This is a genomic window from Amphibacillus cookii (assembly GCF_016908375.1).
Classification (GTDB): Bacteria; Bacillota; Bacilli; order Bacillales; family Amphibacillaceae; genus Amphibacillus_C; species Amphibacillus_C cookii.
Window position 1 is genome coordinate 144,397 of record NZ_JAFBDS010000009.1, and the last position, 16,880, is coordinate 161,276.

Genomic DNA, 16,880 nt, shown 5'->3' on the forward strand with positions numbered 1-16,880 from the left:
TGTTCATTCAACACTACTTTTGTCTGGCACGCAGGATTTCATCAATTATATATGAAATTAATGAATAAAATGAGAAAAAATAAAAGGAGATGGAATGATGACAGCACAAAAAAGTATAGAGAAATTTCAAAAGCAGTTATTTCATTTAAATACACAATTAATTAAAATCGAAAAAAAAATCAATTGGGAATGTAATTATCAAATTTGTACGCGCCATCAAAACTATGCGAAACAACTTTTCATCTATCGAGATCAGTTGCAAATTTTAAAAAAGCGCCATACTAATTGTAAAAACAAGCGCCGTTCTACACAAAATTGGCGCCTAAGAAGAGCTTAGCTATTTACGAAAACACCAACCGCGTGGTAAGGTTTTAAGGGAGGTGACACAACGTATGCTACTCAATTTAACAGATAAAGTCCAACAAGCACGCCTTCAATTAAAGGAAAGATATTTAAAAAGTGATAAACCCGATAGCAAAAGAGACAGAACGTTCTTTAACATGGTAAAAAACGAAACAGATCCCTTATTCGAATTAATTGAAAAATGGGAAGAACTTGCACTTAAAGCAGTTAAGGATAGAGAGGTTTCTGTTCATCCGCAACAAGTACAATCAACAAGGGAAAATTTTGAACTTATTATATTACACAGCTATTACATTGACATTAAACAGAAGCGATATATGGAATTACATCAAGCGATTGATTACGTTTGTCAAATGATAATAGATACTTTAACAAAAAAATATTAAAACCCTGGTCAGATGCCCGCCACCTCTTAGATATTTGTTCATAAGCTAATATGAATCATAAATAAGAAAGGGGATTACTATGCGAAGAAGACCATGTTGTCATACCGGACCGGTTGAAACAATCGTTTGCCCTACAAAACACCATCATGTGAATACATGCAGTCAAAGTCAAGTTAATTATGTACACCCAACGCATACTTCTGTTATGAATCATCACACGATTCAAAATACGCACTTTTACCCACAAACAACTTCATGGGGGCAAACTGTAAATCAAACAAATGCCTATGGTGGACCAAATTGGCCTCCAGGGTATAATCGTTGGCGTTAATTTGATCAAAATGAAAGGGGCTGGAGAACCAGCCTTTTCATTTTGGCCAATAATGTATGAACCCTCTCGTTACGAAATTAATTATTGTCATAAAGGATTGGATACAGTGGAAAAAGTCATGACCATTACAGGATATAAATCGTATGAATTAAATATTAGGACAAGCCAAGATATGCGTGTGGATATCATTAAGTATGCCCTAAAACAATCGATTGTAGCTTTTGTAGAAAATGGGGGAGAGTGGATACTCACCTCCGGCCAGATAGGTGTGGAAATCTGGGCTTGCCAAGTAGCTCAAGAGCTTTCCAAGGATTATCAGCTCAAATACGCTATTATTCCACCATTTGAGAATCAGCAAGAGAGGTGGAGTGAATCAGACCAACAAGCTTATCAACAAATAATCGAACAGGCTGACTTTTATGATGTCATATACAAAGGTAAATATAAAGGGGCTTATCAATATACCGCCAAAGACAATTGGTTAATTAATAAAAGTGACTGCTGTTTAATTTTAATTGATGAAGAATATCCCGGAAGCGTGCAATATTTTCTTAATAAAGCAAAAGAACAAGTTGTTCAGCAAAACTATTCAATTCATTATATTACACCGTTTGACTTAGAAGAGATTGTACGGCAATGGCAAGAAATTAATCCAGAATATTAACCAAGTCTACAAATGAGCCACAGTTGTTAGAGGTCGCATTAAGGAGTGGGTACAAATAAAATTGATTAGAATTCGTTGTTACTTATAATTTATCAAAAGTTATGCTTCTAATTATTAATTAGTGATAATAATATTAATATCATGATTCATGGGTTGAGTAATGATTAAAATATTGATTCCAAAAGATGAGATGGCAGTAAGTAATTATAGGCAAAGCTTTTTAAAAAAAGACCAGGCAATTATTCATAAACGATGTCGATAGACTACTTGTGGATTGACATTTGATACAAAATTTGAAAAAATACATATTAAGTGTTGTTAAATATGAGGTGAAAAATAATGACAGAATTGCAAAATAGTCAATTGCAAACAAAAGACATTTTAGACAAGCAATTTAAAACATCCATGCGAGGTTATAATCAGGAAGAAGTTGATAAATTTCTAGATAAAATTATTCAGGACTATGAATTTTTCAACAAGAAAATTGAGCACCTAACACAAGAAAATGAAAGATTAAAAGTACAAAAAGAACAACCCAGATCCCGAGCGCAAACGTCTAACCATCAAGTTAATTATGACATCTTAAAAAGATTGTCTAATCTAGAAAAGGCTGTTTTCGGTAAAAAATATACAGATGCCTGATCATTGAACTGGTAAATTTTGATGGATGATAAAACGTAGAGCATATGCTATACTAACCATTAGAGTTTAATAACATCAATATAGAATGAATGTTTTGGTAATCGCTGCAAACCTCGGTTTGTAGAGGAAAGTCCATGCTCACACAAGCTGAGATGCTTGTAGTGTTCGTGCTTGATGAATTCATAAATCAAGGGAGTTGAGTTAATCAACTTACGGCAGGAAAAGAAGCTAAGTCATTTTTGATATGTTTCAAATTCCTTGAAAGTGCCACAGTGACGTAGTCAAATTGGAAACAATTTGAGTGGAACGAGGTAAACCCCGCGAGTGAGCAACCCAAATTTTGGTAGGGGCATCTTTGAGTAGGGAATTCAACTGAAATAAGGGCTGTTTATCGATAAACAGCAGATAGATGATTACAACTAAGGTACGAGGCTAACCACCATTTGTAGTACTTTAGCACAGAACATGGCTTATAAAACATTCATTGGTTAAGATGTATGTTCAAACCTTCCGAAGGCAATTCTGTCATTAGGAAGGTTTTTTACGTTAACAGCGTTTATCAAAGATAGCCGTCTGTAAATCGCCACTGATTGAAGGTTCGTTTTATATTACTCGAATATTAAATATCCATGAAAAGGAGTTAAAAAATGACTAAATCAACTGTAAAGCTATTGGCTACCGCGGCTATGGGGTTAGAATCAGTCGTAGCAAATGAAGTCAGAGCACTTGGATATGAAACCACTCAAGTCGATAACGGCAAGGTGATTTTTGAAGCAATCCCCGCCGCCATTCCGCGTTGCAATTTATGGTTACGTACAGCTGATCGGGTTAAATTAATGGTCGGTGAATTTGAAGCAACAACGTTTGATCAATTGTTTGAACAAACGAAAGCCCTTGATTGGCACCGGTACATACCAGAAGACGGTCAATTCCCTGTTATAGGAAAATCGGTCAAATCAAAGCTTTACAGTGTGCCTGATTGTCAAGCTATTGTAAAAAAAGCGGTCGTCGATAAATTAAAACAAAAACATGGGGTTGCTAGTAAGATGCCTGAGACAGGCGCATTATATCGAATCGAAGTAGCTATTGTTAAGAATCGTGTTACTTTAACGATAGATACATCTGGATCTGGCTTACATAAACGTGGCTATCGTGTTGGACAAGGAGAAGCGCCGTTGAAAGAAACATTAGCTGCTGCCCTTGTTCAGTTAACCAACTGGAAACCAGAATATCCACTTGTTGACTTGTTTTGCGGCTCAGGTACGATTTTAATTGAAGCTGCTCTGATCGGTCAAAATATCGCACCAGGATTCAATCGTGAATTTGCTAGTGAAAATTGGCATTTTATTGCTAACGAAGAATGGGATCAAGCATTTCAAGAAGCGGAACAACTAGCGAACTATGATCAGCCGTTAACCATTACGGGTAGTGATTTAGATCCGAAAATGATTGAAATAGCCAAACAAAATGCCATGGAGGCAGGGCTTGCTGATTTGATCTTATGGAAACAGATGAAAGCATCCGACTTTATTCCTAAACAAAATAATGGTTATCTGATTACTAACCCACCATATGGTGAACGTTTGAACAAACAATCAGAAGTTGAACAAATGTATCGTGACCTTGGACAATCAATGCATCAAAACACTAGTTGGAGCAACTACATATTAACGTCACATGAAGAATTCGAAGTATTATTTGGTAAAAAAGCAACGAAAAAAAGGAAGCTTTTCAATGGTTTTATTAAAGTAGACTATTATCAGTATTTTGGTAAACATATTAAGGTTCAAGATTAATTAGACTTATTAAGGTCAAATACTAAACAATTATCTAACAAAATAATTAAGGAGTGACGTATGATGACACCAGTAGAAAATCAATTTATGGAATTGATGAAGGAGATTAAAGGATATACTGAAGCACTGTCATTAATCCAATGGGATTTGAGAACAAAGATTCCTAAAAAGGGCATGGAACAACGTGCACTTGTCATCGGCCTACTCTCGGAAAAGATACATCAACTAAACACATCCGATCAAGTCAAAGCATTGATCGATCAGTTAAAAGGCGTTACGAAAGACCCGTTAATTGAAAAAGCTGTAGAGGTATGTGAAGAGGAATATAATAAAAGTAGTAAAATCCCCGTTGAGGAATTCAAAGCGTATGTGACTTTACGCTCAAAAGCAGAAACGATTTGGCAAGAGGCTAGATCCAAAAACGATTTTGCCTTACTCCAGCCTTATTTAGAAGAATTAGTGAATTACAACAAAAAATTTGCTACTTACTGGGGTTATCAATCAAACAAATACGATGGATTACTTAATAATTATGAACCAGGCTTAACAACCACTATTTTAGATGAGGTATTTGATAAACTTAAATATGCATTAACCGATCTTGTTAAAAATATCTCTGAATCAAAAATAGAAGTTGATGCAAACCAATTGGCTCACCATTTTCCTAAAACTGATCAAGAACAATTCAGTTTAGCGATCCTCGATAAGATGGGGTATGATTTTGATGCAGGTAGGCTAGATGAAACGATACATCCTTTTGCAATAGGGATCAATCCTAAAGATGTTCGGATAACGACGCGCTATGATGAAAATGATTTCAGAATGGCTATATTTGGAACCATTCACGAAGGCGGTCATGCGCTTTATGAACAAAATTTTGATCCAGACCTTTATCAAACCGTATTAGCAAATGCCACCTCAATGGGGATCCATGAATCACAATCGCTGTTTTGGGAGAATTTTGTTGGGCGAAGCCGGAGTTTTTGGGAAAATCATTTTGATTTATTCCGAAAAATAGCTCCATCCTCATTTCAATCGATACCGTTTGAGTCATTTTTTAAAGCAATCAACGAAGTTAAACCGAGTTATATTCGTATTGAAGCAGATGAATTAACTTATTCATTACATATTATTATTCGTTACGAACTCGAAAAAGCTTTAATTAATGGTGACTTAGATACAAAAGATCTTCCAGAAGCTTGGAATCAAAAAATGGAAGATTATTTAGGGATAAAACCAGCAAATGATCAGCAAGGCGTTTTACAGGATATTCATTGGTCTGCTGGAGATTTTGGTTACTTTCCTACCTATGCATTAGGTTATATGTATGCAGCACAACTCAATCATAAGCTAAAGCAAGATATAGACACGGAAGCAATTATTAAATCTGGGGATTTTGAGCCAATAAAAGCATGGATGACTGAACATGTGCATCGACACGGTAAAATGAAAAAGCCGCTTGAAATTTTAACCGATGTAACAGGCGAGGGACTAAACCCAGATTATCTTATTAGCTATTTAACTGACAAATACAGGGCTATCTATCAGTTTTAATTTCTAAGTATATATCACAGATAACGGACGCTAATGTCCTGATTCACTCAACGAACCTGCAATCAGCGGGCGTTTTCGTTCATCTTCCTCTGATTGCAGGTTCGTTTTATAATTCTAATCATTTTTTGTCCTAACGCACAAACTAGAACAAACGTTCTTTTCATGCTTTTATTTTAGCGCAGACTATACTATAATAGAATGAAAGGAATATTGAAAAGTTACGGGTAGTGGAAGAAGGGATCAATTTGAGACTTAGCCAAACACTAGCTGACTATATTGAAAGTTTGTGGGACAAAGGATTTAAATTAACAGATGAACAAGTGCGATTTATTTACTTTGGTAAAAAATATACAGATGCTAACGAAGAAATTACAAAAGCTGCATTGGAAGCGACACTAAGATTACAGTTTTATTTTGACCGATCATTTTATATTAGTTTGTTAGAATTATTGAAAGAGCACCATATTACCAGTTGGATTGATGCTCGTCAATTATTTAAAGAGAAAGGCATTCAGTGATTGCTTCCTCTTTTGTTTGAATGGCAAGTCTGGCTAACTGATCTGCTTGTTTATTTTGATTATCTGGTATCCATTTGATAAAGCAATAAGGAAATGAATCGATAAGAGGTTGTGCCTTCTGTAATAATGGTTGAAATTGTTTATTTTTAATATAACCTCTCTCAACAGCATCAACGACTAGCTTAGAATCTGAACGAATAGATAAAATTTGGTCTGGATAATGAAGATGACAGTATTGTAAAGCATTGATCAATGCTCTGAATTCCGCTTCATGATTCGTCGTTATCCCAATATAGGTGTATCCTTGTTGACAATTATCCTTATTCCTAATAATAAAGCTTGTCCCACTTGGACCTGGATAACCTGCTGTAGCACCATCAATATAAACAGTTAACAATACTTCCACTTCCTTTTGTTTGTGATGAGATGATAAAATCATACTTTTTTGTATAGAAAACGGTGACACAATGGTCACCGTTTGAATGATTAATTTTTTTCAACATTAGCAGCTTGTGGGCCTCGGTCACCTTCAATGATTTCAAATGTGACTGATTGACCTTCTTCCAAAGTCTTAAAGCCTTCTTCTTGGATTGCAGAATAATGTACGAAGACGTCATCGCCTTCTTCTAATTGGATGAAGCCGTAACCTTTCTCTGCATTAAACCATTTTACAATACCATTTTGCATGTGTACATAATCCTCCTAGATATTCACGATAAAACGTGATTAAAATACAAATAAGATGAAAATGAAAAAAGTAGCCTCATGAGAAGTGTAGGATCTTACCTGCATCACTTCAATTAAGGCTACTTGCATATAGATCCAAACATCTTCTTTGCTTAATTAAATGATAGCGCAATTGTCAAAAGACGTCAAGCCTTGCAACTTCCCAATTTATCACAGGTAACCGTTCGTAAAACCCCCCGTCAAAAGAGAGCGTAGAGCAAATCGATTGAGGGCGGTGATAACGGGAGCTAATCTCCGGATTCACTAAACGAACCATCAGTGGGCAGGTAAGATCGTAGACTAAAACCACCACATCTCTAAGAAGGATTACAGACTAAGACCGCCACGTCCTTAAAAGAGGATTACAGACTAAGACCGCCACGTCCTGTGGCAACGTCTGCATAACCTACATCCTGTAGGCCCACGTCTGCATGACCTACATCCTGTAGGCCTCCGTCCGCTGATTGAAGGTTCATTTTATCAATAAACACAATAGTTAAAGCATCATTGAAAGGGTGGGAATATGGAACATAACGAAAAACAATTAAATGAAATTAAACAATATATCTTTCAAATATTTAGTCATGACGTTAGTGGACATGATTACGAACACATGCATCGTGTTGCGCAATTATCGCGCAAAATTGCAGAAAAAGAAGCAAGCGATGTACATCTTTGTGAAATATCTGGTTGGGTCCATGACCTGATTGATCACAAGTTGACAGATGATGTAGCAAAAAGCAAACAAGAATTAACAAACCTATTAAATAAAATTAAATTATCAGATAAACAGATCCAAGCTGTCGTCGAGGCAATTGACACGGTATCTTTTAGTAAAGGTGTTCTTCCAACGAGTAAGATCGGTCAAATCGTTCAAGATGCTGATCGTTTAGATGCTATTGGAGCTATTGGTGTGGCACGTGCGTTTAGTTTTGGCGCTTCAAGAGGACGACCACTCTATGCCGCAAATGGTCAGTCCACTATTGAACATTTCGATCACAAACTATTTAAGATTAAGGATCAACTACACACAACATATGCGAAGCAATTAGCGACCGAACGTCATCAATTTCTTGAATTATTTTACCAGCAATTTTTAAAAGAGTGGCCTGATTAATCAAAATTAGTGTAGTGAAACACGGCGACTGCCTAAATATCTCGACTGCCAATATTCGTTTGTCAACTCAGTAATAGAGACCCCTTGCGATTCACTCGCATGGATAAATTGGTTGTTACCTAAATATATACCAGCATGAGAGGGACCCTTCTTATACGTTTCAAAAAAGACAAGATCACCAATTGAGGGCTGATCAACTTTAATGGTTCGATGCCACATATCTGATACCGTTCTTGGAAGTGACACGCCGTGTTGGTCAAAAGTAAATTGAATAAAACCACTACAATCGAAGCCGGAAGGGGAAGTACCGCCCCATTCATAACGTGAGCCCATTTGAGATTTAGCTGTTTGTATAATCGATTCTATCTGTGTATTGGTTTGATCTTTTTCGATCGATTGTGCGGAGCTCTCTTGTTCCTCTTCTTGTTGATCGCTTGGTGTCTCAAGCACTTGTATTTCTGTTTCATCTTCTATATTATTAATGAATTCAGTTGTTACATGTGGGGTTTCTGGCAGGCCGAATGCTCGTTGCGCCTGCAACAAAGCTGCTTCTGTAATGGGTCCATAAATGCTATCTAGCTGATCACTATAATAGCCGAAATAAGAGAGAGCTTTTTGCAATCCCTTAATTTCTTCACTTTTCTCACCATATTGTAAAGGATGATCAATAGCTGTCAATTGATTGAGATAATAACGTCTTTCTGCTTTCATAATGGACTCTAGCGTTTCTGTATTCAAAGCCCCATTCGAATCGATATCATGATCAATTTGAAATCTTTTCAGTGCATACTCTGTAAATAAACCAAATTCACCATCAATGGTCTCATCAAAATAATTTAGGTTATTTAACTTTTGTTGTATAATACGAATAGTTGGACTATGGTCACCAAAAGCAATAAATTCTTCTTTTTCAGTTATTAACCATTGATTTTGCAGAAGTGGATAAGCATCGACATAAAAAGTGAAAGGCTGACTGGCAATATAGCCATAGGCAACTGACTGCTTAACAAGATGATTAATATCTGCTTGAGCTAACAATCAAACGCCTCCTTATCATTATAATATTGTTTTTAAAAGTGTATTCACTAAATAATCAATAAATGTGTATTGAACCTGTTGTTATTATTCTGTAATATTAAACAGGAAATAAGTAATTAAGTGGGGAGTGATCTAATGTCAAATAGTGAACAAGCATATTTAAGTTTATGCCAGTCTATCTTAAATGAAGGATATAAAAAGAACGACCGTACAAATACAGGTACATACTCAATTTTTGGCGCACAAATGCGCTTTGATTTATCAAAAGGGTTTCCGTTACTAACGACAAAAAAAGTTAATTTCAAATTAATTGCATCTGAACTTATCTGGTTTCTTCGTGGTGACACTAACATTCAATATTTAGTTAAAAACCATAACAACATATGGAATGAATGGGCATTTAAACGTTGGGTAGAAAGCAGTGATTATCAGGGTCCAGATATGACTGATTTCGGTAATAGAAGCTTAGTTGATCCAGAATTCAATATTCAATATCAACATGAAATGGATAAATTCAAACAACAAATTATCAATAATAATGATTTCGCTGAAAAATATGGTGAGCTTGGGCCCGTTTATGGTAAGCAATGGCGAGCATGGCAAACATCAAAAGGGGAAACCATTGATCAAATAGCGAATGTCATTGAGTCAATAAAACATAACCCTGATTCACGTCGTCATATTGTGTCTGCATGGAACCCAGAAGATGTACCAAAAAATATGGCATTGCCCCCATGTCACACACTGTTTCAATTTTATGTGGCAGACGGAAAGTTATCATGTCAGCTTTATCAACGAAGTGCAGATGTCTTTCTAGGCGTTCCGTTTAACATTGCTAGTTATGCATTACTCACACATTTGATTGCACACGAGTGTGGATTAGCGGTGGGTGAGTTTGTTCATACGTTAGGCGATGCACATATTTATCAAAACCATGTTGATCAAGTGAAGACCCAACTTACACGTGAGTGTCTTTCATTACCCACAATAGCCATTAACGACAAGCTTTCTTCGATATTTGATATTGAGTTAGAAGATATAAGCATAGATAACTATCAATCACATCCAGCAATAAAGGCGCCTATTGCTGTATAATGGAGGGATATTTTTGATTTCAATGATTGCCGCACACGATCAAAATCGATTAATCGGTGAAGACAACTGGATGCCTTGGGATATCCCGAATGATTTAGGGTACTTCAAAGCCATGACAACTGGTAAAACGATTGTTATGGGTAGAAAAACGTTTGCGTCATTTGGTAAACCCCTTCCTAATCGACATAATATTGTCTTAACACGTGATAAGCATTTTCAAGCAGCTGGTTGTGAGATTTACCATGATATCAGTGTATTACTTGAAAAATTACAGCATATTGGTGATGAAGAGGTAATTATTATTGGAGGGGGAGAGATCTATCAATTTTTTTTACCTTATGCGGATCGCCTCTATATTACCTATATTGATGATGCATTTGATGGTGACACCTATTTTCCAGCATATGAATTATCCGATTGGACACTAACGACCAAAGAAAAAGGAATAAAAAATAAAGAAAACCCATATGATTACTATTTCTTACAATACGATCGCCGTTAGTATAAAGGAGTTTTATGATGCAAACTTTCCACCAGTATGTAATGCGTTACCGAGGTACCAAACAACAAACAGAAGAACAAAAATTAGCTGAGTGGATCTTTCACGATCATGACTTCCCAAAACACAGCTATTCCTATGATGAAATTAGTCGTTACTTAGAATGGAACATCCCTTTTACCAATGCCGTTAGTATATTTGATCAACTATGGGATGACTATTTAGAAACACGATAATAGACTCTAGCTTTGCTAGGGTCTTCATTACTTTTATCACAGATAACCGTCCGTAAGCCCACAACAAAAAAGTATCTATTAAGGCGGACGCTAATGTCTGATTCACTCAGCTAACCATCAGTGAGCAAAGAACAAGAATGTCTACTGTTTGAAGGTTCGTTGTATTTCGATGGTGGGTAGGATGGAGTAAATTGGAGGACCAAAGATATGAGAATATTACATACTGCCGATTGGCATTTAGGTAAAATTGTAAACAACGTCTATATGACTGAAGATCAAAGTTATATACTAGAACAATTTTTTGAAATTATTAACGACCAAAAACCCGATGTAATCATTATTGCAGGTGATATATATGACCGCTCGATACCACCAAAAGAGGCAGTAGATTTATTGGATCAAACCTTTACTAGATTAATAACAGACTATTCAATACCCGTACTTATCACATCTGGAAATCATGACAGTCCTGATCGCTTACATTTTGGCAGTCGATTATTTAGGAAAAATCAACTCTTTATTGAATCGAAAATAACATTACCTGTCGAACAATTGACTTACACAGATCAACAGGGACCCGTTAACTTTTATTTGATTCCCTATTTCGAACCCGCTGATATTAAAGCGCTTTTTCCTAATCATAAAATACAATCACATCAAGATGCCATGGCCGTTATTATTCAATCAATCGAAGCACGTTTAAATAAACAAGAACGACACGTTTGTATTGCCCATGCTTTTTTAGCCGGAGGGATGGCCTCAGAATCAGAGGATCGTTTATCTATGATCGGCGGTAACCCCTACGTTGATGTTGATATTTTTAATGCTTTCGATTATGTTGCACTTGGTCACCTTCATCAACCCCAAAAAGTAAAGCGAGATACCGTTCAATATAGTGGCTCCCTACTGAAATATTCATTTTCAGAAGCTAGCCAACAAAAATCGGTAACGATCATTGAACTTGAAGCGCATAATCCAACGAAAATAACAAGGGTGCCGTTAATACCAAGAAAAGAGATGCGCATAATAGAAGGCTATTTCGAACAGCTTATTTCCGATGCATATTATAAACCAAGTGAAGACTATATCCAAGTTTGTTTATTAGACGATGGACAAGTCCTTGATCCTGTAAGTCAATTAAGAAAAAAATTTCCTAATATTCTAAGATTAGAAAGAAGAGTTAAACAATCGAATCAACGTTTAGATCAACTTCAACATGCTAAAGAAAAGCAGCATTTATCACATCAAGAATTGTTTCATAATTTTTATAAAGAAATCAAGGGCGAAGCGATTTCGGAAACAAGAGAAAAGATGATCAATGAGATAATCGAACAACTAATGTTGCAAAAGAGGAGACAATAATATGCGCGCTTTAACTTTAACCATGACAGCATTCGGACCTTATCGAAATCAACAAATATTGGATTTCAAGCAACTAGGTGAAGAATCTATTTTTCTGATCACTGGTCCTACTGGATCTGGAAAAACAACGATTTTCGATGCGATTTGCTTTGCTTTGTATGGAAAAGCTAGTGGCAGTGATCGTGATTATGATACGTTACGTAGTGATTTTGCTGACTTATTAGAGCCAACTGAAGTGAGCTTTTCTTTTGAATTAAAGGGGAAAGAATACTTAATTATTCGTCGACCAAAACAAGAACGGCCTAAAGAACGTGGAGACGGTACACGTGAAGAACCTGCCATAGCGAACTTATACCAACTTAAAAACGGTGAACAACAGCTCCTTTATAGTAAGGCGAAAGAAGTAAACGAAACCATAGAAATGATGCTCGGTCTTGATTATAATCAATTTTTAAAAATGATTATGATTCCTCAAGGAGAATTCAGAAAATTAATTACTGAAAATAGTAATGAGCGTGAAAAGATCTTACAAAAAATATTCCATACGTATTTTTATCGGGATATCATTGATCAATTAAAAGAAAGGTCAACACAAGTACAATTAAAACTTGAGCGGCTTAATCATGATATTGACCATGGGTTAGCGCAAGTTGAGTGGTTGGAATCGGAACAACAAAGAGAAAATTGGACAAGGGACAACTACATTAAAGCGCTGGAAAATAAAATAACTGGTTTATCATCAAAGATTGATGATAAACAACAACAACAAACACAAAAACAAAAAAGTTTGGCAGTCGCACAATCTCAATTAAGACAAGCCGAACAATTAGCTGATCTATTTCATACATACGATCAACTATTAGAGGAAAAACAAGGGCTTTCAAAACAGCAGCCAATCATTCAAGAACAACAAAACACATTGGAAAAAGCGATCCAGGCCAAATCACTTGAACCATATGAAGCAGATTTACAAAGGCGCTATCAAGAATGGCTAGAGCAAAAGCAAATAAAAGATCAGAAAATAAAAGAACTTGATACATTAAAACAACAGTTTTCTCAACAACAAGAACAATTTTCCGAGTTAGAATCCTTATACGAAGCGAATGCAACACAACTAAAAAAACAACAAGAACTTGAAATGAAACGTCAAGCTTGGGAACAAGTTCTTAAGTTCGATCAAGTGATAAGTCAAGAAAATAAGGAAAAAGACGAGATAGAGCAAGAATATAATCACAAAAAAGATCATATGCTAACCAAGCAAAAAAAACTTGAAAGCATAGAAACGGAATTAAAGCTTGAAAACCAGTGGTCAACCCAAACTCATCAATTAAAAATAGAAATGAATGAGATGGAGGAAAAGCACGATCAAGCTAAAAAACTACAAAAAGCTTTTCAGACATGGAATGAAATCAGCGATTTTTATCATACCGTTGAGTTAAACTATAAAGAGTTAGATCAACAGTTACTCAAGACAAAACAACAATTGCAAAAACATGAAAATACCAACATCCAATATCAAGCCACACAATTAGCAAAACATTTATCTGCTGGATCGCCTTGTCCTGTATGTGGATCAACGACACACCCAAATAAAGCTAATGACCATGTACAAGCATTAAATCAAACAGATAAATCCTTTTATGTCTCAAAAATTGATGAGATAGAATTAAAATTAGCTGATACACGCGACCAATTAATTGAAGTGAAAGCAAATCGACAAACGCAATTACATCTTGTAGAAGAATTGGCAAATAAATTAGATTTATCTTTTGAGCTGTTAGATGATGCGCGAATTAACGAAGTAAGAAATAATTATCAAACAGAATGCCAACAACTTATCAATCGTGATCAAGCGTTAAAACAAGAACAACAGAAAATTCAAGGTTATAAAATAAAGAAGAATCAACTTCAAGACCAACTAAAAGTTATAGAAGCAGATCTTGAAAAAATTAGTCACCAACTACAGCAAAAAAATGATCAATTAACACATTTACATGGTCAACGCGCTTCTTACCAAAAAGACTTACCAGAGACTGATCTGACTTATCAAGAATGGGCTGATCACCTAGAAAGTGAAAAAAATCATTTAGAACAATGGCTAACACGCTATAATGAGAAAAAGCAAGAGCTTACTGACTTAAGTAATCGGATTGAAACAGAGCGTGTCCATTTTAAATCGATTTTATCCTTTACAGAAAAATTAAAAGATTATTATAATGAAGCTAGTAAAACATTTTACGAAAAACGGGTAGAAACATCCTTTGAAGATTTACAAACGTACCAAGAAGCCAAAATGTCAGAAGCACAACAACAAGACCTAACCGATCAAATTCAAATCTATCAAGATCAAGTGAATAAAGTGACAGCAAGATTAGAGCAATTAACTACTCAATTAAGAGACAAAGAAAAGCCAAATCTCAAGGAGTGGCAAGATAAAGCAGATGGCATTCAGCGAGAATATGAGCAACTCATTCGTGAATTAGAACAGCAAGAGTATCAGTTAGAACATGATAAGAAAATTTATCATCAGACGAACAAGCAATTAAAAGCATATAGCGAACATCAACAAGATTTCGTTGACGTAACAGCATTATCAGATTTAGCTAGGGGGGACAATCACTTGAAGCTATCCTTCGAACGCTATGTCTTAACGTCTTTCCTAGATGAAATTTTATTACAGGCAAATTTAAGATTTGATCAACTTAGTGATCACCGTTACCAATTGTTAAGAAGTGATCAACTAGCCAAACGAGGGGCACAAAGCGGTCTTGATATAGAAGTGCTTGACCAGCAAACAGGGAAAAAGCGCTCAGTAAAGACATTATCTGGTGGTGAAGGTTTTAAAGCTTCGTTAAGTTTAGCCCTAGGGATGGCCGATGTCGTCCAAGCACATGCTGGTGGCGTACAGCTTGATACATTATTTATAGATGAAGGATTTGGCACATTGGATGAAATTTCTTTAGAACAAGCAATCGAAACGTTAAAAACCTTACAACACTCTAATCGCGTATTAGGTATTATTTCTCATGTTCCTCAACTTAAAGAGGAAATATATGCTAAATTACAAATTAATGTTACACCGCAAGGGTCAACTGCTAGCTTTAGACTATAGATTGTGACATTTCACTTGACGATATACCAATTAAATTAAGAGAGGAGTGCGTATCCATGACTATGCCTTTAACCTTAGAATGGACTTTAGTAACTGAAGGGAAAGAAGAACGAGTAAAAGATCAAGATAATCTATTTAAAATGTCAACTGATGGTTATCGTTTATACCCAATCCAAGATCAGATTGAAATTAGACGACATAAAGATTCAGATCAAATTGGATTTGGCAGAATAATAGAACTGACCTGGCGAGACAAAAAAACTTTTTGTATTTATCAACTGGATTCATTATACAGTGTCAATTAAAGACACTGTATAATGATTCGATTGTCAAATTATCAATGACATTGCGGTTACCCAGGAAATAAAACAAACCTTCAATCAATGGGCGGATTTGTTCTTTCACCACTGATTGGTTTTTGAGTGAATCAGAGCATCAGATATGTCCCAGTGTGCTTATTACTAGAGTGAACGTATCGACTCAATCCACCTATTTCTTTTACCCTTTTGATTTAATTTGTTCAATAAAAGGGTATTTTTATTATTACACTACATGGGGTACCGTCAGGAAAATGCGGATTTACAACGCTAAGCCTATTTTCTTGACGATTCTACCGTTTTTAACAACGTTAAGAAAGTTTCAGTGGTCTTAGAGAATCTAATGAGACCACTTTCTCTAGTTAAAATGGTATTCACCTAATAAATTGATATGTTCCCAGCCTAAAGGTGACATATGATTTAATAAGTTTTCATTAAAACAACCTGTCCGTTTTTGATATTCAACTGCTTTTGTTAGATGTAGGGTATTCCAGATACTGATGGCATTAATAATTATGTTTAATGCACTGGCTCTTTGTAATGATGCTGTATGGTTCGTTCCCTAAGCTCTCCTTGTTTTCCGAAGAAAATAGCTCTTGCCAGTCCATTCATGGCTTCTCGCCAAAATCCTTCAAGACAATTTCAGCAATTAAACGAAATCGGTATGGATATTATTTTTGAAGAAAAAGTTTCTGGTGGAACAATTAGAGCGAGATCTTATCCGTTTGCGTCAACGTGAAGGGATTGAGCTAGCTAAGAAAGAAGGAAAGTTTAAGGGTCGTTTAAAGAAGTATCATAAAAATCAGGTTCTTTGTCAAATGATGTTGGTGAGAATTATTGCCGATTTTATAAGTGAATGTTTGTTTGATTAGGTGCATTTTGGGCTGATTTCGATTCAATAGATCTTAACTTAGCTATCTACACGTAAATTCATACGGGTTCGGTCAGGAAGTGATGAGACTCCTGCAGGAATAGCACGAGCTGAAGATCCACTCATGTGCGCGTTTTGTGCGCACATGAGTTAGCTGAAGCCGTGCCTGCGGAAAGCGAATCACTGGATGACCGAACCCATTGCTATTTTTAGAGAAATAGAAAAGACGTTAACGATAGTCTACCCCATTACA

The 16,880-nt window shown here is 35.8% G+C and carries 19 protein-coding genes, 1 other RNA gene and 1 pseudogene; 17 read left to right on the forward strand and 4 right to left on the reverse strand.

The features are described from left to right. Nucleotides 1-97: 97 nt before the first annotated feature. The 9 genes from JOE23_RS13880 (at nt 98) to JOE23_RS13920 (ending at nt 6,254) form a co-directional block, all read left to right on the forward strand. Complete coding sequence (locus JOE23_RS13880; RefSeq protein ID WP_204439255.1) at nt 98-337, forward strand: hypothetical protein; 240 nt, start codon at nt 98-100, stop codon at nt 335-337. A gap of 55 nt (nt 338-392) precedes the next feature. Then, the gene (locus JOE23_RS13885) at nt 393-749 is read left to right on the forward strand and encodes a DUF1798 family protein (protein ID WP_204439257.1); all 357 of its coding nucleotides are present in this window, start codon (nt 393-395) and stop codon (nt 747-749) included. 79 nt (nt 750-828) lie between these two features. Beyond that, on the forward strand, nt 829-1,080 hold the full coding sequence (locus JOE23_RS13890; protein WP_204439260.1) for a CotD family spore coat protein: 252 nt from the start codon (nt 829-831) through the stop codon (nt 1,078-1,080). Nucleotides 1,081-1,186: 106 nt separating this feature from the next. Beyond that, nucleotides 1,187-1,744, forward strand: coding sequence for an SLOG family protein (locus JOE23_RS13895; protein ID WP_338021923.1), 558 nt, complete (start codon nt 1,187-1,189; stop codon nt 1,742-1,744). Between the two features lie 339 nt (nt 1,745-2,083). Next, the gene (gene gpsB, locus JOE23_RS13900) at nt 2,084-2,386 is read left to right on the forward strand and encodes a cell division regulator GpsB (protein WP_204439262.1); all 303 of its coding nucleotides are present in this window, start codon (nt 2,084-2,086) and stop codon (nt 2,384-2,386) included. A 90-nt stretch (nt 2,387-2,476) separates the two neighbouring features. Next, nucleotides 2,477-2,864, forward strand: an RNA gene (rnpB, locus tag JOE23_RS13905) — RNase P RNA component class B. Nucleotides 2,865-3,033: 169 nt separating this feature from the next. Beyond that, nucleotides 3,034-4,182 (forward strand): THUMP domain-containing class I SAM-dependent RNA methyltransferase, encoded by a 1,149-nt coding sequence (locus JOE23_RS13910; RefSeq protein ID WP_204439264.1) that lies wholly within the window; start codon nt 3,034-3,036, stop codon nt 4,180-4,182. A gap of 63 nt (nt 4,183-4,245) precedes the next feature. Then, entirely contained in the window at nt 4,246-5,736 is a 1,491-nt protein-coding gene (locus tag JOE23_RS13915; RefSeq protein ID WP_204439266.1) for a carboxypeptidase M32, read from the forward strand. Nucleotides 5,737-5,981: 245 nt separating this feature from the next. Beyond that, complete coding sequence (locus JOE23_RS13920; RefSeq protein ID WP_204439267.1) at nt 5,982-6,254, forward strand: DUF6123 family protein; 273 nt, start codon at nt 5,982-5,984, stop codon at nt 6,252-6,254. Here the strand turns inward: JOE23_RS13920 and JOE23_RS13925 are convergent. Both JOE23_RS13925 and JOE23_RS13930 read right to left on the reverse strand, forming a co-directional pair. Next, nucleotides 6,232-6,651 carry a ribonuclease HI family protein gene (locus JOE23_RS13925; RefSeq protein ID WP_204439268.1) on the reverse strand — a complete coding sequence of 140 codons (420 nt, stop codon included), beginning with the start codon at nt 6,649-6,651 and terminating at the stop codon, nt 6,232-6,234. The two genes, JOE23_RS13920 and JOE23_RS13925, sit on opposite strands and share 23 nt — an antisense overlap. An 89-nt stretch (nt 6,652-6,740) precedes the next feature. Next, entirely contained in the window at nt 6,741-6,941 is a 201-nt protein-coding gene (locus JOE23_RS13930; protein ID WP_204439269.1) for a cold-shock protein, read from the reverse strand. A gap of 562 nt (nt 6,942-7,503) precedes the next feature. Between JOE23_RS13930 and JOE23_RS13935 the strand changes: the two genes are divergently transcribed. After that, nucleotides 7,504-8,097: an HD domain-containing protein gene (locus JOE23_RS13935; RefSeq protein WP_204439270.1), complete on the forward strand. Its 594-nt coding sequence runs from the start codon at nt 7,504-7,506 to the stop codon at nt 8,095-8,097. Between the two features lie 6 nt (nt 8,098-8,103). Here the strand turns inward: JOE23_RS13935 and JOE23_RS13940 are convergent, their stop codons facing one another. Then, nucleotides 8,104-9,135, reverse strand: coding sequence for a C40 family peptidase (locus tag JOE23_RS13940; RefSeq protein WP_204439272.1), 1,032 nt, complete (start codon nt 9,133-9,135; stop codon nt 8,104-8,106). Between the two features lie 135 nt (nt 9,136-9,270). On the opposite strand from JOE23_RS13940, the gene JOE23_RS13945 reads away from it, so the two are divergent. The 6 genes from JOE23_RS13945 to JOE23_RS13970 all read left to right on the forward strand — a co-directional run bounded on the left by JOE23_RS13945 (nt 9,271) and on the right by JOE23_RS13970 (nt 15,744). Beyond that, a complete protein-coding gene (locus tag JOE23_RS13945; protein ID WP_204439274.1) occupies nt 9,271-10,230 on the forward strand; it encodes a thymidylate synthase in 960 nt (319 codons plus the stop codon). A gap of 13 nt (nt 10,231-10,243) precedes the next feature. Then, a complete protein-coding gene (locus JOE23_RS13950; protein ID WP_204439275.1) occupies nt 10,244-10,732 on the forward strand; it encodes a dihydrofolate reductase in 489 nt (162 codons plus the stop codon). 17 nt (nt 10,733-10,749) lie between these two features. Then, on the forward strand, nt 10,750-10,965 hold the full coding sequence (locus tag JOE23_RS13955) for a YozE family protein (RefSeq protein WP_204439276.1): 216 nt from the start codon (nt 10,750-10,752) through the stop codon (nt 10,963-10,965). 207 nt (nt 10,966-11,172) lie between these two features. Next, on the forward strand, nt 11,173-12,327 hold the full coding sequence (locus tag JOE23_RS13960) for an exonuclease SbcCD subunit D (RefSeq protein WP_204439277.1): 1,155 nt from the start codon (nt 11,173-11,175) through the stop codon (nt 12,325-12,327). Nucleotide 12,328: 1 nt separating this feature from the next. Further along, a complete protein-coding gene (locus JOE23_RS13965; RefSeq protein ID WP_204439278.1) occupies nt 12,329-15,439 on the forward strand; it encodes an AAA family ATPase in 3,111 nt (1,036 codons plus the stop codon). Nucleotides 15,440-15,495: 56 nt separating this feature from the next. After that, entirely contained in the window at nt 15,496-15,744 is a 249-nt protein-coding gene (locus JOE23_RS13970; protein WP_204439279.1) for a DUF2584 family protein, read from the forward strand. Nucleotides 15,745-16,067: 323 nt separating this feature from the next. On the opposite strand, the pseudogene JOE23_RS13975 reads toward JOE23_RS13970, so the two are convergent. Further along, a pseudogene (locus JOE23_RS13975) lies at nt 16,068-16,374 on the reverse strand (Tn3 family transposase); the annotation flags it as partial. Between the two features lie 59 nt (nt 16,375-16,433). Between JOE23_RS13975 and JOE23_RS18315 the strand changes: the two are divergent. Further along, the gene (locus JOE23_RS18315; RefSeq protein ID WP_420827543.1) at nt 16,434-16,628 is read left to right on the forward strand and encodes a hypothetical protein; all 195 of its coding nucleotides are present in this window, start codon (nt 16,434-16,436) and stop codon (nt 16,626-16,628) included. The last annotated feature ends 252 nt before the right edge of the window (nt 16,629-16,880 follow it).